Genomic DNA, 22855 nt, shown 5'->3' on the forward strand with positions numbered 1-22855 from the left:
GCCCCGAGGGAGGCACGTCGCTTTCCGGCCACCCCGCGTTGACACGCTGACTGAGTGTTGGCCAAGGGTTTCTCCGTCGATCTGCGTCGCTGTCAGCTGCTGGGGCTCACGGGCTCGGTCGTACTCGCGCTGGGAGGCGAGACGGCCGGAGCCCTGCCCGTACGGGAGTTGCCGGCCCTCACGTCCGGGCGGGCGGCGCTCGGTCTTGTCGGCGCGTACTTCGGAGTGGTGCTGCTCATCGCCGCCTGGGGGCTGTTGGGGCGGGTGATACGAGGGCCCGAGCCGCCGAGTCCGCGCGCCCTGCTGGTCGTGCTCGCCGTGTGGGCCACGCCGTTGCTCCTCGCGCCGCCCCTGTTCAGCCGGGACGTCTACAGCTATCTCGCGCAGGGCGCGATGGTCGACGCGCACATCGACGTGTACACGCACGGCCCCGCCATGCTCGGCGGACCGCTCGCGGACGAGGTCGCGCCCGTGTGGCAGCGGACCGCGACCCCGTACGGACCCGTCTTCCTCGCCGTCTCCTCCGCGCTGTCCGGGCTGACCCGGGGCGAGGTGCCCGCCGGGCTGCTCGGCATGCGGGTCGTCGCGCTGCTCGGTGTGGCGCTGATGGCGGCCGCGCTGCCGAGGCTGGCCAGGCACAGCGGCGCCGATCCGGCCGCCGCCCTCTGGCTCGGCGCGCTCAACCCGCTCGTGCTGCTGCACCTCGTCGCCGGAGCGCACAACGACGCCATCATGCTCGGCCTGTTGGGAGTCGGTCTGGTGGCCGCGCTCGGGCGCTGGCCCGTCCTGGGCGCCGTGCTCGTCACGTTCGCCGCTCTCGTCAAGGTCCCCGCCGTACTCGGCCTCGCCGCCGTCGTGGCCCTCCAGGTGCGGGCCGGCCGTGGCCTCGTGAGGTCCGTCGCCACGACCGCGGCCGCCGTACTCGCCACCACCGTCGCGGCGACGGCCGCCGCCGGTACGGGCTACGGCTGGATCGGCGCCCTCAAGACACCCGTGTCGCCGGAGAACCTCTCGCCCACCAGCGTCCTCGGCCGTGCCACCGGTGCCCTTCTCCAGGACCTGGGCAGCGATCTGGCCCCCTTCGCCCTGCCCGCCTGGCACGCCCTCGGTCTCGCGGCCACCGGCGTCACCCTGCTGGTCATATGGCTGCGGACCCCCCGGCTCAGCCCCGTCTACGCGCTGGGCCTCAGCCTGGCGGCGGTGGCGGTGCTCGGTCCGGCCATCCGCCCCTGGTACGCGCTGTGGGGGCTGTTCCTCATAGCCGCGGCCGCGCCCAGCGCCTCCGTACGCCACCGGGTCGCCGCCGTGACGGGGGCCCTCGCGCTCGCGGTCCTGCCCAGCGGCAGTCCACCCGATGCCGAACAGCTCGCCCTGGCGGTGTCCGGCGGGATGCTCGCGCTGGTCGTGCTCTGGCAGGCCCACCAGACAACGACCGCACCCGTCCTGGGGCGGACCGCATGAGGCCGCCCGGCACCGATCGCGGACGCCTGCTGTTCGTACTCGCCCTCGTCACCGCCGTGACCGTCTTCACCGCGACCGTGCCGCTCCTGCGGGACTGGTTCGACCTGCGCGTCTACCACGGCGCCGTCGACGCCTGGATCCACCACGGCGGCAGCGTCTACGACTACCGGGTGCCCGGGACGACGTACGGCTTCACGTATCCGCCGTTCGCGGCGGTCGGCATGCTGCCGATGGCGGTGCTCGGACTGCACGCCGCGATCGCCGTGGGGCTGCTGCTCAACCTGACCGCGACGGCCTTCGTCCTGCACGTCCTGGCCGGGGACAGACTGCGCAGGTACGGCTGGTTCGGGCTCGCCGTGACCGTCTGTGCGCTCGCCCTTCTGGAACCGGTCCGCGACACCTTCAGCTTCGGCCAGGTCAACCTCGTGCTGCTGGCCCTCGTACTCGGCGACGCGTGGCTGCTGTCGACGGGCCGTGCGCGCTGGGCCGGCGTCGGCATCGGGCTCGCCGCCGCGATCAAGCTGACCCCCGCGATCTTCATCGTCCTGCTGCTGCTCGCCAGACGCCCGCGAGCCGCCGCGACCGCGACGGCCGTCGCCGGGGCCGCCACCGCACTCGCGGCCTGGGTCATGCCCGACGCCTCCCGCTTCTACTGGACCGAGGCGGTCTGGGACACCACCCGCATCGGCCGCCTCGACTACGTCTCCAACCAGTCGCTGCAAGGCGTACTGGCCCGGCTCGCCGAACCGGCCGAACCGAGCCGCGCCGTCTGGGCGCTGGCGGCGCTGGTCGTCTTCGGCGTGTGGGTGTGGCGCGTGCGCGGGGCGCTGGCCACGGGCGACGTGCTCGGTGCCTTCGCCCTCACCGGACTCGCCGCCTGCCTCCTGAGCCCCATCACCTGGGTGCATCACCTCGTCTGGCTGCTGCCGTCGCTCGCGCTCCTGGTCGAGGCGGGGCTCCGGCGCAGGCGGCTGCTGTGGATCGCGGGCGGCCTGTACGTACTGCTGTGCAGCAGTGTGGTGTGGCTGTGGTTCGACGACGCGTCCGGCATCGACGGCTTCGTCGGCAGCAACACCTACGTGTGGATCACCCTCGGGCTGCTCCTCGGGCTGCCCGTCGGTCAGGCCCGGGTGAACCGCCCGCGACGGAAGCGGAGCACCAGCGACACGGCACCCGCACCCAGCCCGGCCGCGCCCGCCAGCGCCCCCGCCGCCGACAGCCAGCCGTCGGCCGAGCCGTCGTCGGCCGTCATGGCCGCGGGCAGCGTGGTCGGATCCGGCCGCGACACGGGGCGCGGCGGCAGCAGCGACCCCACCGGTTCGACCCGCCCGGCGGCCCCGAAACCCCAGTCGAGCAGCGAGCGCGCCTCCTCGTACACGGTGACCCCGCCGCCCGCCTGAGGGTCCATCACCGTGACGACGAGGGTGCGCCCGCCCCGGCGCGCGGCGGCGACGAGCGTGTTGCCCGCCTGGGAGGTGTAGCCGTTCTTGATGCCGACGAGCCCCCGATAGGGCTCGACCCCGTCGGCGCCGGACAGGAGCCGGTTGGTGTTCTGGATCTCGTACGACCAGCGGCCGGCCGGGAACGTCGCGCGGACGGTGCGGGCGTACCGCGCGAAGTCCGCGTTGCGCAGCCCGGCCCGCCCGAAGACGGCCAGGTCGAACGCGGACGACACCTGACCGGGCATGTCGTACCCGTCGGGCGAGACGACCCGCGTGTCGCGGGCGCCCAGGGACCGGGCCTTGTCCTGCATCTGGGCGGCCGTGCTGCGCCAGCCGCCGTTCATCTCGGCCAGTACGTGCACGGCGTCGTTCCCGGAGTTGAGGAAGACGCCCCGCCACAGATCGGAGGCGCGGTAGGTACGCCCGGCGGCGACTCCGACCCGACTGCTGCCGTCGCCGACGCCCGCCAGGTCCTTCTCCGTGACGGTGTGCCGGACCGCCGCGGGCAGTACCGGCAGCACGGTCACCGCGAAGAGGGTCTTCAACGTGCTGGCGGGCGGCAGCCTGAGATGCGCGTTGCGTGCCGCGAGTACCTCGCCGGTCTCGGCGTCGGCCACCAGCCACGACCGTGCGGAGACGTCCTGCGGCAGCTTGGGCGCCCCGGCCCGGGGCCGTACCTGTGTACCGGGCCGGTCGAGTGCCGAAGGCCGTGCGGTGGCGGGGCTCGACGCGGAGACGTGGGGAGTGGCCGGGACGGCTCCGTCGTGGGCGGCGGCCGGCTTCGGCGCGAAGGCCAGCGCGCCCACCACGCAGGCGGCGGAGCAGCTGACGGCCACACGGGAAGGGAATCCGATTGTCATACCACAAACCTAGGAACGCCCAGGTCAGATCCCCGGCTGCCCGGGCCGGGCGGCGGCATCGAGCACCCGGATGCCGCAGTGGCCCTGGACCTGCCCGGTCCGAGAGGGTCCCGGGAGGTCCACGTCTACTGGCCCGCGGGCACGGTCGGCTGGACCTGCCTCAGGAACGTCGCGTTGTCCGGGGTCCGGCGCAGCTTGTCCAGGAGGGTCTCCAGTCCGGCCTGCGCGTCCCCGCGGGAGAGCAGTGCGCGCCGCAGGCCTCGTACGGCTGTCAACTCGGCGGCCGGGACGAGGAGTTCCTCGCGGCGTGTGCCGGACGGGGTGATGTCGACGGCGGGGTAGATCCGGCGGGACGCGAGCGTGCGGTCCAGGCGGAGCTCCATGTTGCCGGTGCTCTTGAGCTCCTCGAAGTAGTAGTCGTCGGCGCGGGAGCCGGTCTCCACGAGGGCCGTGGCGATGATCGTGAGCGAACCGCGCTCCTCGGTGAGGCGCGCGGCTCCGAAGAACCGCTTGGGCCCCTGCAGTGCGGCCGCGTCGACACCGCCGCTGAGCGTGCGGCCACCGGCGCCGGCTGCGTTGTTGTGCGCCCGGCACAGCCGGGTGAGCGAGTCGAGGAGGATCACGACGTCCTGGCCGGCCTCGACCAGCCGCTTGGCGCGCTCCACGGCCAGCTCGGCGAGCGCGATGTGCTGCTTGGGAGCCTGGTCGAAGGTGGAGGCGAACACCTCGCCCCGTACGGAACGGCGCATGTCGGTGACCTCCTCGGGCCGCTCGTCGAGGAGCACCACCATCAGATGGGCCTCGGGGTGGTTGCCGGCGACGGCGGCGGCCAGCTGCTGGAGCAGCACCGTCTTGCCGGTCTTGGGCGGGGCGACGATCAGGCCGCGCTGGCCCTTGCCGATCGGCGCGACCAGGTCGATCAGACGGGAGGTCGCACCGCCCGCCGGGTGTTCGAGCCGCAGCCGCTCACGCGGGTGCAGCGGGGTCAGGTCATGGAAGTGCGGGCGGCCACGCAGTTCAGCTGCCGGTAGGCCGTTGACCCGCTGGACCTCGGTGAGGGCTCGCTGCTTGCCGCGTACGCCTTCGACGAGGTCGCCCTTGCGCAGTCCGTGTCGGCGGATCAGCGCGGCGGAGACCAGAAGGTCTGCGGGCCCGGGAAGCAGGCTCTCGGCGCGCAGGTGGCCCTGCCCGTTCGAGGTGATGTCGAGTACGCCGGTGGCCTGCTCCTGTGTGACGGGAGTGGGCGGGCGTTCAAGTGTGGTGGTCATGGTGGGTGTCCTTTCGCGGACGGTTCATGGGGTCATGAGGGAGGGGGAGGGGAGAGGCCGGATCAGGGGCGGTTTGGACACACCCCGGCACGGCGGAAGACATCACCTCTCGTACCGTGCTGCGCCGCGAACGGCATACGACGGATGGGAAGGCCCGCGGCCGTACCCGTACGAAGAGAGGTGGTGCGGAGAAGCTGTTTCGCCGGTCGGAACGGACGGGCGGTTCAGCTGGATGAGAGAGATTCAGCACCGGCGCCCGAGAGAGGGGCGTACACATGTGCTGGTGGCACTGTAGCACTACTCCCTCCGGCGGCGCTCGACCGTCCGCATTCTGAGGCGTTGACACGGGAGATGCCTCGCGCCACGGTGTTCGGCATGGTCGATGCCGGGATCGTCGAACGCGTAAGGGCACTACGGCCGTTGATCCGGCGGAACGCGCTTCGGGCCGAGCGGGAACGGCGCGTGCCCGACGAGGTCGTCGCCGCGCTGACCGGCACCGGCATCCACCGGATGAACGTCCCGCGGCGCTACGGCGGTTACCAGACTCCGCTGCGCACGCAGGTCGACGCCTTCGCGGAGATCGCCGTCGAGTGCGCCTCCACGGCGTGGATGACACTGAGTCAGGCGGGGGTCTCGTACATCGCGGCGCTCTTTCCCGACGAGGCGCAGGACGACTTCTTCACCGGCCCGAGCGGCCCGGACGCGAGGTTCGGCGGCACGCTCGTCCCCGGCGCCACGGCGGTGCCGTACGACGGGGGCTATCGGGTGACCGGCGCCTCGGCTTTCGCGAGCGGCTGTCATCACGCGGAGTGGCATCTGCTGACAGCAGCGGTAACGCTCGCCGACGGGTCGTCCCCCGAAGGGGCGCCCGAGATGGTGTGGGCAGCGATACCGATGTCCGAGCTGGAGATCCTGGACGACTGGCATGTCACAGGTCTCGCCGGTACTGGCAGTAACACCGTCGTGGCCCGGGACATTCCCGTTCCCGCACATCGAGTGCTTCCGGTCGGTCCGATGCTCGCCGGCCGGACCCCGTCGAAGGCCAACGCGGACGACCCCTTCTACCGCATGCCCGTACTGCTGCTCTTCTGCGCCTGGGCGGCCCCGGCGGCACTGGGCCTGGCGCGGGCGGCGATGGCGGAGTTCGGCGAGCGCATCCACCGGCGCGGCATCACGTACACCTTCTACGAGCGGCAGAACGAGGCCACCGTCACCCATCTCCAGGCGGCCGAGGCGCAGATGAGGATCTCCAGCGCCGAGCTGGTGGCCGCCCGGCTGACCGCCGAGATCGAGACCAAGGCCCGCGACGGCTCCCCGTACAGCCTGCCCGAGCGGGCCAGGATCCGGGCCGAGAGCGGCTATCTGACCCGTCTCTGCAAAGAAGCCGTCGATCTGCTCGCCTCCGCCGCCGGTGCCTCCTCGCTCCAGCAGGAGGTGCCCATGCAGCGCATCGCCCGCGACATCCACGCCCTGTCCCTGCACTCCTTCGTCAACCCGGCCACCAACTTGGAGATCTACGGCCGTGTCCTGTCGGGAGTCGACCCCGGCACCCCGTTCCTGTGACGGTCGCCGAGAGGCTTACCGCCCCGCCCCGGCTACCCGCTCACGTCGAAGATCCCGTACCCGAAGCCCTGTGCCGTGACCGTGTCGCCGTCAGTTCGGACGTCTGACGCTTCCAGGGCTTGGCCGGGCAGGATGCCGTCGAGGCGGTAACTCGCCTGTTCCCGCTGGGGGTTGACGACCACGAGATACCGTCCGCCGCGTACGTACACGAACGGGTATCCGGCGTGCAGAACCTCCACCCCGCCGCCCTGGCCGAGTTCCGGGGTCGTCGTCCGGAGGGCGATGAGACGGCGTACGAGATGGAGGAGGGACGTGTCGTCGGCGCGCTGGGCGGCGACCGTGGGGCGGTCGGGGGCGGGGTCGACCGGGAGGTAGGGGTGGCTGGACGTGGAGAAGCCCGCGTTCGGGCTGTCGTCCCACTGCATGGGCGTGCGGGAACCCGCGCGGTTGTAGCGCGGGCCGAGCACGCTGCCCTCGGTGTCGGGGAGGTCCGGGATGTAGCGCATGCCGATCTCGTCGCCGTAGTAGATGGCGGGGAGGGTGGGCCAGGTGAGCTGGAACGCGAAGGCGGCGGGGAGCTGTTCGGCCGTACGCGGGCCGCAGTTGAGGCGGGAGAAGTCGTGGTTGGCGGTGGGCAGGGAGATGAAGCCGCCGCCCAGGACGGACGAGGCCCGCTGCCAGGCCTCGACGAAGGGGCGGGGCGAGCCCTTGCCGCTCGGGTCGAAGAAGCAGTCGAGCGGGTCCCAGTCGTCATGGACGGTGCCGGTGCCGTTGCTCCACAGCGAGCGCAGCGCCAGGCCGTCGGCCGGGCCGCCGAAGTGGAGGAAGAAGTCCGCGTGGAACCCCGCCGGGACCGAGACCTCGGGGTCGCCCCACTCCGAGAGCAGCACCGCGTCCGGGTGCGTACGGTCCAGCCAGTGGCGCAGCTCCGTCCAGATCCTGCTGGTCTCGGCCTTGTCCGGGTCGTCCTTGACGAGCGACGAGGCCATGTCGACGCGGAAGCCGGCGAGGCCGAGGCTCAGCCAGTGGTTCATGATCGTGCGCAGCGCCTCGCGGTTGGCGCGCGGGCCTTCCGCGTCCACCGGCTGACGCCACGGCTCGGCCGGACTCTCGTGCGCGTAGCCGAAGTTGAGGGCGGGCTGGAAGTCGAAGAAGTTCGGCAGGTACGCGCCCGGCCGGCTGCCCGGCGAGGCCACGAAGCCCTCCGGCACGCCCCCTGGCCGGCCCTCCGCCCGGCCCTCCGGCGCCCAGATGTAGCGGTGGTCGTCCGGGTCATTCGCCGAGGCCCTGAACCACGGGTGCTCGTCGGAGGTGTGCCCGGCGACCAGGTCGAGGAGTACGCGGATGCCGCGGCGGCCCGCCTGGTCGACGAGCTTCGCCAGATCGTCGCTGGATCCGTAGCGCGGCGCCACGTTCAGGTAGTCCGCGACGTCGTACCCGGCGTCCCCGAACGGCGAGACGAAGCACGGGTTCAGCCAGACCGTGTTCACCCCGAGCCAGGCCAGATGGTCGAGCCGCTCGGCGATGCCGTCGAAGTCACCGATCCCGTCGCCGTTCGAGTCCGCGAACGACTGCGGATAGATCTGATAGAACACGGCGTCGGCCAGCCAGGCGGGTGCGGGACGAAAGGAGGTCATAGGGCAAGTACAGCCTTTCCCTGGACGGAATGTCGACACTGTCGAGGGTGACAGCGCGAGCGAGGGCCGGGGAAGGCCGCGCCATGGCCAGAGCCTGGGGGCGCCCCATAGGGGCGCGGGGCTGTGTCATTGTGCGGCTCCGCCGCGTGGGCGCGACCAGCCACAACGGAACCGCAGATGAACCACTGCACCCCAGCGGAGCGCCTACGCTGAACAGCCATGTTCACCCCGCAAGGCCCCACGTTCCGCGAGCTCGCCGCACAGGCACTGTCCTCCGTCGAGCACGGCTACGACCTGCTCGCGCCGAAGTTCGACCACACCCCCTTCCGTACGCCGGACCCGGTACTGCGGTCCGTCGCGCGGGCGCTCGGGCGGATCGGTCCGTTCGAGAGCGGACTCGACCTGTGCTGCGGCACCGGCGCGGGCATGGACGTGCTGCGGACGGTGTGCGAGGAACGGGTCACCGGGGTCGACATCAGCGCGGGCATGCTCGCCGTGGCCAGGGAACGGGCGGCGCGTCCCGGCGGACCGCCGACCGCGTGGGTGCGCGGGGACGCGCGCGCCCTGCCGTTCGGGCCCGTCTTCGATCTGGTGGTGAGCTTCGGGGCGTTCGGGCACTTCCTGCCCAGGGAGTTGCCCGGGCTGTTCACGCAGGTCCACTCGGTGCTCCGGCCCGGCGGACGGTTCGCCTTCCCGATCGTGGCCCCGGCCCGCCCCGGTTCACGCGGCTACTGGGCCCTGCTCGGCTTCGACGCGGCGATGCGCGCACGGAACGCGGTGTGGCGTCCGCCATTCGTCATGTACTACCGGGAGTTCCGCCTCGGCGACGTACGACGGGAGCTGGCCCGCGCGGGCTTCTCGGTGGAGCTGTACGCCCTCCCCGAGTTCGGGCGCAGGAGTGACGGCAGCCCCCGCTGCCGGATGGTGGTGGCGACGAAGCGGGGGAGGGAACGGGCACGGTAGCCCCTGCCGGACACCTGGGACACCTGGGATACCTGGGACACCTGGGACACCTGGGACACTTGCGTTACCCGGGACACGTGGGTTACCCGGGACGCTTGGGGCAGCTACTCGAGACCGGAGATCCGGAACACCGTCCGTGCCGTCTCCCGGTCGAGCCGTTCCGACAGGCGCCGCAGTTCCGCCGTACCGCAGACGAGTGAGCCGTCCGCCGCCGAGGCCCGCGCGCCCTCGTCCAGGAGTCGCCACAGCGCGGGATTGACGACCAGGACCCGGGGATCGAACTCGACGCGCCCGCCGAAGTCGTCGCGCAGGACGAGGCGTTGGGCCACGCCGTCCGAGCGGGACACCGCCACGAGACGGTCCGTGCACACGGACCGCTGTCCGAGCAAGCCCTGGCACACGAGCGTGCCCGCGCACGCGGACACGCGGGTGGGCAGCAGCACGGTGAACAGGACGAAGGCCAGCGCCGCCCACAGCAGGAGCCGAAGCGACGTGAGGCGGCCCGATCCCACGTCGAACACCAGCAACAGCCCCAGCATCAGCACGGCACAGCCCACCGCCGAGCGCGCTTCACCCGCCCAGGCGCGGTCGTGCACCCATGTGCCGTCGTCGTACGCCGGCACGTCGGGGGAACGGCCTGACGCGGGCCCCTCGATACGTCGAGACATGGCGGCGACGGTAGGCACGCACGCCACACGGCGGGAGCGACTTGATGCATCGCTGACTTTCCGGCGGACGAAATTGACGCGTGTCATGCGGCGGCCGTCCGGATTGCAACCATCCGTCGTGGGCCGTGCGCGGTAGGTCGCTGGTCGCGGGAGGGGGATGCCGCTCAGTGTCGGCTCAGGTGGCCGTCCTCGCGCGCCCCCGTGGTGTGGGCGGGCTCGCCCCGGCGGACCGAGCCCGGTGCCCGAGGAGCGGGGCGGTCGGCGTGAGCCGAGGAGCTCAGCTGCCAGGGAACGCTGATGACCATCACACCGGGCGTGAACAGCAGACGGCTCTTCAGCCAGAGGGCGGACTGGTTGTGCAGCAGGTTCTCCCACCAGTGACCGACGACGTACTCGGGGATGAACACCGCCACGACGTCCCGCGGGCTCTCCCGGCGCAGCGAACGCACGTACTCGACCACCGGGCGAGTCACCTCGCGATAGGGCGAGTCGATGACCTTGAGGGGCACCTCGATGCCGTACTCCTCCCAGCGCTCCCGCAGTGCGAGGGCCTCGTCGCGGTCCACCGACACCGTCAGCGCCTCCAGCCGGTCGGGCCGGAAGGCACGCGCGTACGACAGTGCCCGCAGCGTCGGCTTGTGCACTGTCGAGACCAGCACGATGCCCAACACCCTTGAGGGCGGGGCGAGTTCCTCGTGCGGGTCGGTCACGGCAAGTTCCGCGGCGGTGGCGTCGTAGTGCCGGCGGATGCCCCGCATCATCACCCACAGCACGATCGCGGCGAGCACCGCCAGCCACGCTCCCTCCAGGAACTTCGTGGCGAGCACGATCACCAGAACCAGGCCGGTCACCACCGCGCCCAGCGAGTTGACCAGGCGCGCGGAGTGGTGGCGGCGCCGCAGTGCGGGGTCGGTCGTGGCGCGCAGCTCGCGATTCCAGTGCCGGACCATGCCCGTCTGCGACAGGGTGAACGAGGTGAACACGCCCAGGATGTAGAGGTGGATGAGGCTCGTGACGTTCGCCTGGAAGCCCCACAGCAACAGACCGGCGACGACGGCGAGGGCCACGATGCCGTTGGAGAAGGCGAGCCGGTCGCCGCGGTTGTGGAGTTGGCGCGGCAGATAGCGGTGCTGGGCGAGGATCGAGGAGAGCAGTGGGAAGCCGTTGAACGCGGTGTTCGCGGCGAGGATCAGCACCAGCGCGGTGGCCGCCTGGATGAAGTAGAAGCCGACGCTGTTCTCGCCGCCGAACACGGCGGCCGCGATCTGTGCGATGACCGTGCGCTGCGTATAGCTCTCGCAGTTGCCGTCCAGGCCGGTGAGACGGCAGGAGTCGTCGGTGATCCGCACCTTGGAGACGATCGCGAGCGTCGTGACACCGACGAACATGACGATCGCGATGGCGCCCATGGCCACCATCGTGGCCGCCGCGTTCTGCGACTTGGGTTTGCGGAACGCCGGTACGCCGTTGGAGATCGCCTCCACACCCGTCAGCGCCGTACAGCCGGACGAGAAGGCCCGCAGCACCAGCATCAGCAGTGCGAACCCGGCGAGATGCGCGTCCGCGGGCACCGGCGTCACGCCGTACCTCGCGCTCTCGGCGACCGGCGCGTCGCCGAGCAGATAGCGGATCAGACCGGTCCCGACCATGATCAGTACACCGCCGATGAACAGGTAGGTCGGCGCCGCGAAGGCATTCCCGGACTCGCGGGTTCCGCGCAGGTTCATGGCGGTCAGGATCGCCACGAAGGCCAGCGCCAACGGGACGCGGTAATCGGCCAGTTCAGGGATCGCCGAGATGATGTTGTCGACGCCCGAGGCGACCGACACGGCCACTGTCATCACATAGTCGACGAGCAGCGAGGCGGCGACCACGAGACCGGCCGACGGGCCGAGATTCGTGGAGACCACCTCGTACGAGCCGCCGCCGCTCGGGTAGGCGTGCACCACCTGGCGGTACGAGAGCACCACGATCGTCATCAGCGACACGACCGCTGCCGCGATCCACGGCGTGAAGTGCAGATACGCCAGCCCGCCGAGGGTGAGCACGAGCAGGATCTCCTGCGTCGCGTACGCCACCGACGACAGTGGGTCGGAGGCGAAGATCGGCAGGGCGAGCCGTTTGGGCAGCAGGGTCTCCTGGAGCTCTTCACTGCGCTTGGCCCGGCCGATCACCAGGCGTTTCAGTAGACCGGTCACGTTGAACACGGCGTGAGCGTAGGCGCGCGGACGGCCGGAACCGGGGGAACCCTGCCCGCCAGGGTGTCAAGAGAGCTTCAGGGTTTCGCCGGAGACGTGCAAATGGCGTAAGCGGCGTGGCAGGCGTCAGCCACCCGCCCGCGGACCGGCACGGCCCTCACGGTTCACCTGCGCTTCGTGCGCCCCCATCAGTCACGACGGGCCGTTGTCAGTGGCCCGCGCTAGTCTGCGCAAATCTGATCGTTTGGTCCAACTTGGGAGGTTTTCATGGTCTCGCGCCTCAATCCGTACATCAGCTTCGACGGCGACGCCCGGCAGGCGATGGAGTTCTACAAGGAGGTCTTCGGCGGCACGCTGGCGCTCAACACTTTCGGGGAGTCCGGTGCGTCGGGCACCCCCGAAGCCGACAAGATCATGCACGGCATGCTGGAGACCCCGAGCGGTTTCACCCTGATGGGCGCCGACACCCCGCCGGGCATGGACTACACGCCGGGCGGCAACTTCTCGGTGAGCCTCAGCGGTGACGACGACACCGAACTGCGCGGCTACTGGGAGAAGCTGTCCGCCGGCGGCACGGTGATCGTTCCGCTCGACAAGCAGATGTGGGGCGACGTCTTCGGCATGTGTTCGGACCGGTTCGGCATCTCCTGGATGGTCAACATCAGCGAGGCACAGGGCTGAGCGAGCCCACCCGGAAGAACCGGCCCGCTCGCACATCCCAGGTCCCGCCGACCCGAGCCGACCCAATGGCCGACTCGACGGCCGAGTCGACGGTCGGCGGGACCTGAACCGGTGCCCGCCTGAACCGGTGCCCGCCTGAACCGGTGCCCGCCGGGAGCGGCCGGGCCAGACCACGTCAAGCGAGTGTCGACTCCTCGCCGCCGAAGGGCCGCGCCCTGCCGTCCGCCGAGCGGCGCCTGCCGGCTGCCTTCGCCGCCCCCGCGCCGCGCATGTCGGCGCCGCCGTCGAGCGAGCCGGGCTCACCGAGACCCGCCGCCGATACCACCGCCGGGGTCGAGCCGGTCAGGGCCGCCGACCGGACGCGTACCGCGCTGCCGCCGACCGGACGCGTACCGCGCTGCCGCGGGCCGGCCGTGGACGGCGGGATGAGCGACAACCCGCGCCCCGCGCTGTACGGAGTGCGGTACGCGCCCCGGCTGATCGGACGCCACTCCACCGCGGAGCGGGCCCGGTGACCGTGGTCGGCCGGTACTACGAGGCGGGCGACATCCTCGCCTCGGACGTCCAGTTGCCCGGCGACGTACACCCGGTGACCCGCTGGCCGTACCGGTGGCGGGCGCCTGTCACCTCTCCATGGCCTCGGGCTACGACCTGGTCGGACGCCCGCCCGTGGTGGTCGTTGACCGCGGCTACGCCCGGCTCCTAGTACGCCGGGAGTCTCTGGAGGACATCCGCAGCCGGGACGTCGGCCTGTCGGCGAGAACTCACCTCGGGCGAGTGAATGCCCGGCCTCGACCGGAGGTGCTCACCCCGGCCGGCGGCCCGGGTACCCATACGCGGAGCGAACGGAATTCGGTGACACACTGACCCGGTCACCGAAGGAGCCCAGCCCGTGCCCATGATCCGCAACCTGAGCAGAGCGGTGCGCCGCGCCTACCGCCGCACCGTGGACCTCAGCCATCCTGCCCGTTCCCCGCTCGGCAGCGCGGTGGAGAACTGCGTGGTCTACCGCGACGGCGAACGGCAGCCGGGCGACTGGGCGCCCGACGAGGCGGTCCGTCGGGCCCGCAAGGGCCGGGGCGGCTTCGTCTGGATCGGACTGCACGAGCCTACGGAGGAGGAGTTCGCGGGTCTCGCCGAGCTTTTCGGCCTCCATCCGCTGGCCGTCGAGGACGCCGTGCACGCCCATCAGCGGCCGAAGGTGGAGCGGTACGACGACACGCTGTTCGCCGTCTTCAAGACGGTGCGGTACGTCGAGCACGAGCAGCTCACCGCGACGAGTGAGGTGGTGGACACCGGCGAGCTGATGGTGTTCATCGGCCGGGACTTCGTGATCACCATCCGGCACGGCAGTCATGGCTCCCTGGGCCCGCTCCGCGAAGCGCTGGAGAGCCTGCCGGACCAGCTCGCGAAGGGTCCGTCGGCGGTTCTGCACGCCATCGTCGACCACGTGGTCGACGACTACCTGGAGGTCACGGACGCCTTCCAGAACGACATCGAGGATGTCGAGACCGGCGTCTTCGACGAGCGCACCGCGCGCGGCGACGCCGGCCAGATCTACCAGCTCAAGCGGGAACTCCTGGAACTCAAGCGGGCCGTGGTCCCGTTGGCCCGCCCCCTGCAGATCCTCGCCCAAGAGCCGCCGGCGGTCGTCTCCCCGGAGATCCACCCGTACTTCCGCGACGTCGCCGACCATCTCGCCCGTGCCACCGAGCAGATCAAAGCCTTCGACATGCTGCTCGACTCGATCCTCCAGGCCCACCTCGCGCAGGTCACGGTCGCCCAGAACGAGGACATGCGCAAGATCACGGCCTGGGCCGCCATCGTCGCCGTCCCCACCATGATCTGCGGTGTCTACGGCATGAACTTCGACCACATGCCCGAACTGCGCTGGACGTACGGCTATCCCCTGATCCTGGGCGTCATCGTGACCCTCTGCTTCGTCATCCACCGGGGCTTCCGGCGCAACGGTTGGCTCTGAGCCCCGTCGACAGCTGGCGGGTTTGGTTTTCCTACTTACTCGGCTATGGTGAGTCTGTTTTTCAAACTCACTGGGTTTTGCGGGCCGTATGAGGGGACGCGCATGAGGGGTGCACCATCGGCGGTGGATGCCGTGGCCGACACTGGCATCGGCACCGAGACCGACACCGAGAACGTCGACATCGTCGAGGTCGACGAGTCCTGGTGGTCGTGGAGCGGGGCGCACGGCGGATACGTGGCCGCCCTGACCCTTGCGGCGATGCGCGATCCCGATCCCCGGAGGGCTCACCCGATCCGCGCCCTGACCGCGCACTTCCTCGCTCCCGCGGCGGCCGGTCCCCTCCACCTCTCGGTCGTTCGGCCGTCCGTCCGCCGACGTGCCTCGACCTGCGCCGTCACCGGCCGCCAGGACGGGGGAGCGGTCCTCATCGGCTCGGCGGTGTTCGGCGCGGGCCGACCGGGAACCTCGTACGACGGACGGCCCCCGACGGCCGTCGCCGGACCGGAGGACTGCGACCCTCTCCACCTGTCGGGGGTGGCGCCGTTCGCGCGGAACTTCGAGATACGGGCCACGGGCGACACCCGCCCGCTGGCCGGCGGCGACAGGGCCGAACTCGTCGCCTGGGTGCGGTTCGCCGACGGACGGCCCCTGGACGCCGAGGCGGTCGTGATCCTCACCGACGTACTGCCGCCCGCCCTGTACGCCCGCTGGCGCGCCCCGCGGCCCGTACCCACCGCCGAGCTGACCGTCCACTTCACCGACGTGCTGGACACCGGCCCGGTAGAAGGCTGGGCCCTGGTCCGGATACGTACGGACCAGGCGGGTGGAGGCTGGGCCATCGACGAAAGCGAGGTACGCACCGCCGACGGCCGGCTGCTGGCCGTGGCCCGCCAGTCCCGCGTGATCCAGGACGCGGCACGGGACGCACCGGCGCCCGCGTAGACGTCCGGGCTCCACCCCGAACCAGCGCCCGCATGGGCGGCCGGGCTCCACGCAGAACCAGCGCCCGCCGCAAGGCCGGAAGCGAGCGCGCTCGGCAACGCCCCGGCGGGACCCGCCGACCAGGTACTTGGCGTCGGAGCCCGGGCGGCTGGAATCAGGGGCTGGACTCGGACCAGTCCCGCCCCCGGCCCCGCCCCCAGCACGCCCCGGTCCGTTCCGGCCCCGTCGCTCTCAAACGTCCTGTTCGTCGAGTGTGTCGTCCAATGCGAGGTGGATCGCTGCATCCGGGCTCAACTCCCGTCCCTCGCGCACCGCTTCGGTGAATGCGGCGTCCCCGAGGGTCCTACGGAGGCGGCGTGCGTACTCCCTGCCGAAGACGGTCGTCCCGGTGTCGCCGAGTTGGGGGAGGCCGGCCGCGTGCCACAGGCGGGTGCCCACGCCCAGGAGGCGGGCGGCGCGTTCGGGCTCGCCGCGGGAGGCCTCCGCGGCGACCAGGAGCTCGGCGACGGCCGCCGCGCCGAGCCGGTCGTGGACGCGCCACTTGGCGGCCAGCGCCTCGCGCGCGGAACGCAGCGCGTCGTCCGGCCGTCCGAGCCCGATCCCGGCGAGGGCGACGAAGAAGTCGCCCCACGCCCGCATCCACAGCTCACCACGCTTCGCACAGTCGGCGCGCAGCCGCTCCGCCACCGCCGCGCACCGCTCGAACGCGCCCTGGCCGGCCAGGAGATACGCCTGCAGCGCCAGCGTGAGGAGCTGGAAGAACTCCGCCCCGCCCCCACCGCCCGGCCCCTGCGCGCTGCTGCCGTACAGCAGCGCGGACCGCGCCGACTCGCCGCGCACCGCGAGACTCGCACCGGTCAACGGAAGTGCGGGGACCGGCAGTTGACGTTCCTCGGCGAGCCACACGTACGCCGCGCTCACCGACTCGGCGGCGTCCAGGTCGTCCGGCACGATCGTGACGAGGTGGTGCGCCCAGGTCGCCAGGGTGTGCTCGGGGCCGCCGTCGTGGGAGCGGCGCAGCGCCCGCTCCAGATGGCCGCGCCCCTCCTCGGCGAAGCCGCAGGCGAACCAGAAGTACCAGAGGGTGCCAGCGAGTTCGAGTGCCGCCTCGGGTTCCGGCGCCGCCAGGCATTCCTCCAGCGCCGCCCGCAGATTGGCGTGCTCCACGCTGAGCCGCTCGGCCCACATGCGCTGACCCGGGCCCAGCCACTCGGCCTCGCCCTGGCGGGCGATCCAGCGGAAGTAGTCACGGTGGCGGTCGCGTACGGCGTCCTGCTCGCCGAGGCCGTCGAGCCACTCGGCGCCGAAGGTGCGGACCGTGTCGAGCATGCGATAGCGCCCGGCCACCCCGTCGCCCTCGCGCGTCACGATCGACTTCTCGGTGAGCGAGGCGAGCAGCGCCAGGATCTCCTCGGCGTCCAACGGGCCGCCGTGGCACACGAATTCGGCCGCCTCCACGTCCCAGCCGCCCGCGAACACCGACAGGCGGGCCCACAGCAGCCGCTCCAGCGGAGTGCACAGCTCGTGGCTCCAGCCGATCGCCGTACGCAGCGTCTGGTGCCGGGCGAGCCGTGGCCGGGCGGGCGAGACGAGCAGGTCGAACCGGGAGGCGAGGCCCTCCAGCAGCCGGTCGAGGGGAAAGCCGCGCAGCCGCACCGCGGCCAGTTCCAGGGCCAGCGGGATCCCGTCGAGGCGGGCGCAGACCGCCGCCACGTCCGCCCGGTTGGCGTCGGTCAGCGCGAACGACGGCACGGCGGCCGCGGCACGGGCCGCGAACAGCGCGACCGCGTCGTCGCGTTCGCCGAGTGGCAGCGGTGCCACGGACAGCAGATGCTCGCCGGGCACCCCGAGCGGCTGCCGACTGGTGGCGAGAACCCGTAACTCCGGTACGTGAGCGAGGAGTTCATGCACGACACGGGCACCCTCGTCCAGTACGTGCTCGCAGGTGTCCAGAACCAGCAGCAGCGGCCCGTCGTCGAGATGCTCGGAGACCGCCACCAGGAGGGGCCGCAGTGTCTGCTCGGTCAGCCGGGTCGCCTGGGCCACGGCGTTGGTGAGGAGGTCGGGGTTCTTGAGGTCGGAGAGTTCCACCAGCCAGACGCCGCCCGGAAAGCCGGCCCGCGCCGCGTGCGCGGCCCGCAGCGCCAGCCGTGACTTGCCGACCCCGCCGGGTCCCGTGAGGGTGACGAGCCGTGCGGTGCCCAACAGGGCGGAGATTTCAGCGAGTTCGGACCTGCGGCCGACGAAGGCGTTGGACTCGGCGGGGAGGTTGCCGGTCCTGCCGTTGCGCACCGAGGCCACCATCGCTCCTCCTCACCCAGACCGATGGCGGTCACCCTAACGCCCGGGAACGCCCGTGTCCGACCTCCGTCCGGGTGACTGGTAGGTGACCGGTATTCGGGCCCTCGTCCGGGCGCCGAGGCCGTATCGGGCGTGCCGAGACCGTATCGGGCGTAGCGTGGATGCGTCCCGGCACGCCGAGTGGCGACCTTGGGAGGTGCGGGGGATGGAGCCCGTGCCCGCGGTCAGAGCAGTGGGAGCGATGCGCGCCGGCGACCATCTGCTCCTCGGCTACGACGCGGACGAGGAGCGCGAGACCGTGGTCGCCGCGTTCCTCCTGGACGGGCTGGCCAGCGGGCACCGAGGGCTGGTGATGGGTCCGGCCGATCTGCCGGCCGACCTCGCCCTCACCTTCCTGGAGGCCCGCGGTTGCGCGGTCGACGACGAACTCGCCGCCGGGCGGCTGACGGTGGACCCCCACCTCGCGACCCCCGAAGGGCTCTGGGACCTCGACGAGGTGATCCGTCGCGAGACGCGCCGCGCGGTCGGCGACGGCTACCTAGGCCTGCGCGTCAGCATGGAGATCATGCGCGGTCAGGCGGGCAGGGGCCTCAAGACCCTGCACGACAGCGAACTCCTCCTCGAACCCGTCTTCGCGTCCCTCCCGGTCCTCGGCATCTGCCAGTACGACCGCCGCGTCTTCGACGAGGGCGAGCTGGCACCGCTCGACGGCCTGCACCACGGCCGGGTCGCCGCCGACCTCGTCTGGCACGACGAACTGCTCTCCATCGCCCGGACCTTCGCTCCGCCCGGCCTCGCCCTCGCCGGAGAGGTCGACGACACGAACGTGACCGCCCTGGCCCGCGCCCTGCACGCCGAGACGGCCCGCGCCCGCGCCCGTCCGGCGACCGGGGTGCGCACCCTGATCGACCTGCGAGACCTGCGCTTCATCGACGTCGGTGCGCTGCGCCTGCTGGTCTTCACGGGCCTGGACCTGTCCGCGTCCGGCGGCACCCTCGTCCTCCACGGCGTCGCCCCGCACATCCAACGGCTGATGCGGGTCACCGGCTGGGACCGCATCCCCGGACTGCGCGTCGAATAAGGGGACTTGGCGGAAGAAGCCGCGCGGTGAATACAGCGACCTGGTCACTCGGACCCCGCGGGCTCCGTGCAGTACGGGAACGTCAGAGCGCGGTGTAGACGGCGTCTATGAGCGCCATCTTCCGTGGGTCGTCGACGATGTTCGGGCCCATGCGATTCATGACGTAGCCCAGCGAGACCCCCGTCTCCGGGTCGGCGAGACCGCAGGAACCGCCGAAGCCGTCATGTCCGAAGGCCCTCGGATTCGGACCGTAGGAGCGGCTGGGCCCGCTGAGCAAGTGGCCGAGGCCGAACTCCGTCTCGTTCTCGAAGGCTGCTCCAAGGACCAGATCACGGCAGGCGCCCTGTCCCTCGCGGACCCGCTCGGCGGCCTCGGAGGACAGGACGCGCCGCGAGCCGTACGCCCCCCGCCCGGCGAGGATCCCGTACAGCGCGGCGACCGCGCGGGCCGTGCCGTGTCCGTTGGCGGCGGGGATCTCGGCGGCCCGCCACGCCGCCGTGTTGGCCTCGGCCGCGCCCACCGGCGGATTGGCCAGGGCGGCCACCGCGACCGGAGCCAACTGGCCGAAGGCCGCGCCCTGTTCACTGGACGCCGCGGCCGGCGGATGCACCAGCTCGGCCGCGCGTCCGGCTTCCTTCTCCGGCAGCCCGATGGCGAAGTCGATGCCCAGCGGCCCGGTCACCTCCCGCTCCAGGAACGCGCCCGGCAGCAACCCCGAGACGCGCCGCACCACTTCACCGACCAGGAACCCGTACGTGAGAGCGTGGTAGCCCGAGGCCGTCCCCGGCTCCCACCAGGGCTCCGTCGCCGCGAGCCGCTTCGTGGTCAGCTCCCAGTCGCAGAGCTGCTCCAGCGAGTGCGGCTCACGCAGCCCCGCCAGCCCCGCCCGGTGTGACAGCAGATGCCGTACGAGCACCGACTCCTTGCCCGCCGCCGCGAACTCCGGCCAGTAGGCGGCCACCGGCGCGTCCAGGTCGAGCAGTCCGCGGTCGGCCAGGATGTGCGCGCACAGCGCCGTGGGTCCCTTCGAGGTCGACCACACGTTGACGAGCGTGTCCCGCTCCCATGGGAGCGTCCGGGCCGAGTCCGCCCAGCCGCCCCACAGGTCGACCACGGTCTCGCCGTTCAACGTGACGCTCACGGCCGCGCCCAGCTCGTCGCGATCCCGGAAGTTCTCCTCGAACGCGGCACGCACCGCCTCGAAGCGTGTCTCGCAGTGGCCCTGAATCTGGGACATGGGTCCTCCGTCTTACGCCGAAACGCAGGGCGCGGAAGGGGCACCCGGCTTCCCCGAACATACCGACTGGTCGGACCGGCGGGAAGGGGTTGGTCAGAAGCGCTGCGGCAGCCAGGCCAGCTTGACCGCCTCCTGGTAAGGGCCGCCGCCCTCGTGGTCGTTGAAGTCGTACACCTCGATGGCCTTGTCGTCGTGCCCCCACGCGTTGAAGGCCGCGAAGATCGTCGACGGCGGGCACGTCTGGTCCTCCAGCGCCGCCGAGAACAGCGCGGGCGCCCGGCCGCGCGTGGCGAAGTGCACCCCGTCGAAGTACGAGAGCGTGCGCAGAACCCGCTCGGTGCGGCCGCGGTGCGTCTTGAGGTAGTTGCCGATCTCCCGGTACGGATCGCGGTCCGTGAGCGTCGTCGCGCGCGGGTAGTCGCACAGGAACGGCACGTCGGGCGCGACCGCCGCGAGGTCGGGCACCAGACCGCCCACCGCGATCGAGATGCCGCCGCCCTGGCTCGAACCCACCACCGCGGTGCGCGCGGCGTCGACGAGTTCATGCGAGCGGGCCGCCTCCACGGCCCGCACCCCGTCGGTGAACACCCGGCGGTAGTAGTAGTTCTCGGGAGCGTCGATACCCCGCGTCATGAACCCGGGATACGCGGGCGCGCTGCCCACCGGGTCGGGCGTGTCACCGCCGCCGCCCCACGCGCCGCCCTGCCCCCGGGTGTCCATCACGAAGTGCGCGAAGCCCGCCGAGGCCCACAGCAGATGCGTATGCGGAAGGCCGCGTCCGCCGCCGTAGCCGATGAACTCGACGACCGCCGGCAACGGATTGCTCGCCCAGGCCGGAAGCGTCAGCCAGCCCTTCACCGGGTGACCGCCGAACCCGGCGAACGTGACGTCGTACACCTTCACGTTCTTCAGATGCGTCTCGACGGCTTCGAAACGGGCCTCCAGGCTGTGCTCGCGGGCCTCCTGAAGCGTCTTGCCCCAGAAGGCGTCGAAGTCCTCGGGCTCGACCGACGCGCTGCGGTATTTCCGGAGCTGATCGAGAGGGAGGTCGAACAAGGCCATGGAAGACCGCCTTTGCTACGAATTGGGGTGCGGGTGATCACACCGTACGGCGGCGGACGGAGAGCCGCCAGGCCTTCTCCGCCGACCGGCCGGTGCTGGCTACGATGACGCCATGCCGCCTGCCGTGGACCTGCTGGTCAAGGACGCCGAACTGCTCGTCGTGGACTTGGAACGGGAGATCCCGGGCGGCTGGGTGGCCGTCACGGACGGCCGGGTCGCCGCCGTGGGCGGGCCCGGGACCGAACCGGAGGCCCGCTCGACGGTGTCCGCGGCCGGCCGGATCGTCACGCCCGGACTGATCAACACGCACCACCACATCTACCAGAACCTCACCCGCTCCTACGCGCCCGCGGTGAACGGCTCCCTCTTCGACTGGCTCACCACGCTGTACCCGCTGTGGGCCGCGCTCGACGAGGAAGCGGTCTACGTGTCGGCGTACGTCGGCATGGCCGAGCTGCTGATGGGCGGCTGTACGACCTCCTCCGACCACCTCTACGTCCACCCGCGACCGCGTCTCGTGGACGCCGAGATCCGCGCCGCGCGGGACATCGGGTTCCGCTTCCACGCCACCCGCGGTTCGATGACCCGGTCCGCGGAGGACGGCGGCCTGCCGCCCCGGAGCGTCACACAGACCGAGGACGAGGTCCTCGCCGACAGCGAGCGGCTGATCAAGGCCCACCACGACCCGGAACCGGGCGCGCTCGTCCGGGTCGCGCTGGCCCCCTGCTCGCCGTTCTCGGTCACCAAGGAGCTGATGACGGCGACCGCGGAACTCGCCGAACGGTACGACGTACGACTGCATACGCACCTCGCCGAGGACCGCGACGAGGACACGTACTGCCTGGAGACGTACGGTTGCCGGCCCGTCGAGTACTTCGAGGACACGGGCTGGCTCAGCCACCGCAGCTGGGTCGCGCACTGCATCTACCCGAACGACGCCGAACTGCGGCGCCTCGCCGGGGCGGGCGTCGGCGTGGCGCACTGCCCCAGCTCCAACATGCTCATCGGCGGTGGCACGGCCCGGGTGAAGGAGATGCGCGAACTGGGCCTGCCCGTGGGTATCGGCTGCGACGGCTCCGCATCCACGGACCACGCCTCGCTGTGGATGGAGACCCGCGGCGCGCTCCTGCTCGGCCGCTACCGGGGCGGACCCGGCGCGATGACCGCACGCGACGCCCTCGACATCGCGACTCGCGGTTCGGCCCAATGCCTGGGCCGCGCCGACGAGTTGGGGCATCTGCGGCCGGGCGCCTGCGCCGACCTGGTCGTCTGGGACCTCCACGAGGTCGCGCTCGCGGGCGCGCTGAGCGACCCCGTCGAGGCCTGGCTGCGCTGCGGGCCCGGCCGAGCCTGGACCACGGTGGTCGGCGGCCGTGTCCTCGTCGACCGGGGCGAGCCGGTGCTGCCCGGGCTGCGTGACGCGCTGCGGGAGCACGGGCGCATCGCGCGGCGCATGCAGCGACTCGGGTGAGGCTCGGCGCGTGCTGAGCACGGGCGGCGCGATTCCGTT

Annotated in this window: 17 protein-coding genes and 2 pseudogenes; 10 read left to right on the forward strand and 9 right to left on the reverse strand. The window is 71.7% G+C overall.

Going from position 1 to position 22855, the window contains the following annotated elements:
• Positions 1 to 54: 54 nt before the first annotated feature.
• Both mptB and OHA11_RS43670 read left to right on the forward strand, forming a co-directional pair.
• Positions 55 to 1461 (forward strand): polyprenol phosphomannose-dependent alpha 1,6 mannosyltransferase MptB, encoded by a 1407-nt coding sequence (mptB, locus tag OHA11_RS43665; protein ID WP_266506514.1) that lies wholly within the window; start codon positions 55 to 57, stop codon positions 1459 to 1461.
• Positions 1458 to 2861, forward strand: coding sequence for a glycosyltransferase 87 family protein (locus OHA11_RS43670; protein WP_266506516.1), 1404 nt, complete (start codon positions 1458 to 1460; stop codon positions 2859 to 2861). The genes mptB and OHA11_RS43670 overlap by 4 nt, the downstream gene beginning before the upstream one ends.
• Before the next feature lie 11 nt (positions 2862 to 2872).
• Here the strand turns inward: OHA11_RS43670 and OHA11_RS43675 are convergent.
• Positions 2873 to 3763 (reverse strand): annotated as a pseudogene (locus tag OHA11_RS43675) (D-alanyl-D-alanine carboxypeptidase family protein); the annotation flags it as partial.
• Between the two features lie 125 nt (positions 3764 to 3888).
• Positions 3889 to 5031, reverse strand: a complete 1143-nt coding sequence (rho, locus tag OHA11_RS43680) for a transcription termination factor Rho (protein ID WP_266506518.1) — start codon at positions 5029 to 5031, stop codon at positions 3889 to 3891.
• Between the two features lie 375 nt (positions 5032 to 5406).
• Between rho and OHA11_RS43685 the strand changes: the two genes are divergently transcribed.
• Complete coding sequence (locus OHA11_RS43685) at positions 5407 to 6594, forward strand: flavin-dependent monooxygenase (RefSeq protein ID WP_266506520.1); 1188 nt, start codon at positions 5407 to 5409, stop codon at positions 6592 to 6594.
• Between the two features lie 32 nt (positions 6595 to 6626).
• On the opposite strand, the gene OHA11_RS43690 is transcribed toward OHA11_RS43685, so the two are convergent.
• Positions 6627 to 8231 carry an alpha-amylase family glycosyl hydrolase gene (locus OHA11_RS43690; protein WP_266506522.1) on the reverse strand — a complete coding sequence of 535 codons (1605 nt, stop codon included), beginning with the start codon at positions 8229 to 8231 and terminating at the stop codon, positions 6627 to 6629.
• 219 nt (positions 8232 to 8450) lie between these two features.
• Between OHA11_RS43690 and OHA11_RS43695 the strand changes: the two genes are divergently transcribed.
• Positions 8451 to 9194 carry a class I SAM-dependent methyltransferase gene (locus OHA11_RS43695; RefSeq protein WP_266506524.1) on the forward strand — a complete coding sequence of 248 codons (744 nt, stop codon included), beginning with the start codon at positions 8451 to 8453 and terminating at the stop codon, positions 9192 to 9194.
• A gap of 104 nt (positions 9195 to 9298) precedes the next feature.
• Here the strand turns inward: OHA11_RS43695 and OHA11_RS43700 are convergent, their stop codons facing one another.
• Both OHA11_RS43700 and OHA11_RS43705 read right to left on the reverse strand, forming a co-directional pair.
• Positions 9299 to 9862: a hypothetical protein gene (locus OHA11_RS43700; RefSeq protein ID WP_266506526.1), complete on the reverse strand. Its 564-nt coding sequence runs from the start codon at positions 9860 to 9862 to the stop codon at positions 9299 to 9301.
• Positions 9863 to 10026: 164 nt separating this feature from the next.
• Entirely contained in the window at positions 10027 to 12069 is a 2043-nt protein-coding gene (locus OHA11_RS43705) for an amino acid permease (RefSeq protein ID WP_266506528.1), read from the reverse strand.
• 258 nt (positions 12070 to 12327) lie between these two features.
• Between OHA11_RS43705 and OHA11_RS43710 the strand changes: the two genes are divergently transcribed.
• Positions 12328 to 12741 (forward strand): VOC family protein, encoded by a 414-nt coding sequence (locus tag OHA11_RS43710; RefSeq protein ID WP_266506532.1) that lies wholly within the window; start codon positions 12328 to 12330, stop codon positions 12739 to 12741.
• A gap of 175 nt (positions 12742 to 12916) precedes the next feature.
• Here the strand turns inward: OHA11_RS43710 and OHA11_RS43715 are convergent, their stop codons facing one another.
• Positions 12917 to 13177, reverse strand: coding sequence for a hypothetical protein (locus OHA11_RS43715; protein ID WP_266507909.1), 261 nt, complete (start codon positions 13175 to 13177; stop codon positions 12917 to 12919).
• On the opposite strand from OHA11_RS43715, the pseudogene OHA11_RS43720 reads away from it, so the two are divergent.
• The 3 genes and pseudogenes from OHA11_RS43720 to OHA11_RS43730 all read left to right on the forward strand — a co-directional run.
• A pseudogene (locus OHA11_RS43720) lies at positions 13152 to 13494 on the forward strand (diaminopimelate decarboxylase); the annotation flags it as partial. The gene OHA11_RS43715 and the pseudogene OHA11_RS43720 sit on opposite strands and share 26 nt — an antisense overlap.
• A 145-nt stretch (positions 13495 to 13639) precedes the next feature.
• Positions 13640 to 14722, forward strand: a complete 1083-nt coding sequence (corA, locus tag OHA11_RS43725) for a magnesium/cobalt transporter CorA (protein ID WP_266506534.1) — start codon at positions 13640 to 13642, stop codon at positions 14720 to 14722.
• A 102-nt stretch (positions 14723 to 14824) separates the two neighbouring features.
• Positions 14825 to 15664 (forward strand): thioesterase family protein, encoded by an 840-nt coding sequence (locus OHA11_RS43730; RefSeq protein WP_266506536.1) that lies wholly within the window; start codon positions 14825 to 14827, stop codon positions 15662 to 15664.
• Positions 15665 to 15895: 231 nt separating this feature from the next.
• Here the strand turns inward: OHA11_RS43730 and OHA11_RS43735 are convergent, their stop codons facing one another.
• Positions 15896 to 17968: an AAA family ATPase gene (locus OHA11_RS43735; protein ID WP_266506541.1), complete on the reverse strand. Its 2073-nt coding sequence runs from the start codon at positions 17966 to 17968 to the stop codon at positions 15896 to 15898.
• Between the two features lie 202 nt (positions 17969 to 18170).
• Here OHA11_RS43735 and OHA11_RS43740 point away from each other — a divergent pair, with 202 nt between their 5' ends.
• Positions 18171 to 19046, forward strand: coding sequence for an MEDS domain-containing protein (locus OHA11_RS43740; protein ID WP_266506542.1), 876 nt, complete (start codon positions 18171 to 18173; stop codon positions 19044 to 19046).
• 82 nt (positions 19047 to 19128) lie between these two features.
• Here the strand turns inward: OHA11_RS43740 and OHA11_RS43745 are convergent, their stop codons facing one another.
• Positions 19129 to 20283 carry a serine hydrolase domain-containing protein gene (locus OHA11_RS43745; protein ID WP_266506544.1) on the reverse strand — a complete coding sequence of 385 codons (1155 nt, stop codon included), beginning with the start codon at positions 20281 to 20283 and terminating at the stop codon, positions 19129 to 19131.
• A 93-nt stretch (positions 20284 to 20376) separates the two neighbouring features.
• Positions 20377 to 21345 carry an acetylxylan esterase gene (locus OHA11_RS43750; RefSeq protein WP_266506546.1) on the reverse strand — a complete coding sequence of 323 codons (969 nt, stop codon included), beginning with the start codon at positions 21343 to 21345 and terminating at the stop codon, positions 20377 to 20379.
• 112 nt (positions 21346 to 21457) lie between these two features.
• Here OHA11_RS43750 and OHA11_RS43755 point away from each other — a divergent pair, with 112 nt between their 5' ends.
• Entirely contained in the window at positions 21458 to 22816 is a 1359-nt protein-coding gene (locus OHA11_RS43755; protein ID WP_266506547.1) for an 8-oxoguanine deaminase, read from the forward strand.
• The last annotated feature ends 39 nt before the right edge of the window (positions 22817 to 22855 follow it).

This window comes from Streptomyces sp. NBC_00878 (assembly GCF_026341515.1).
Classification (GTDB): Bacteria; Actinomycetota; Actinomycetes; order Streptomycetales; family Streptomycetaceae; genus Streptomyces.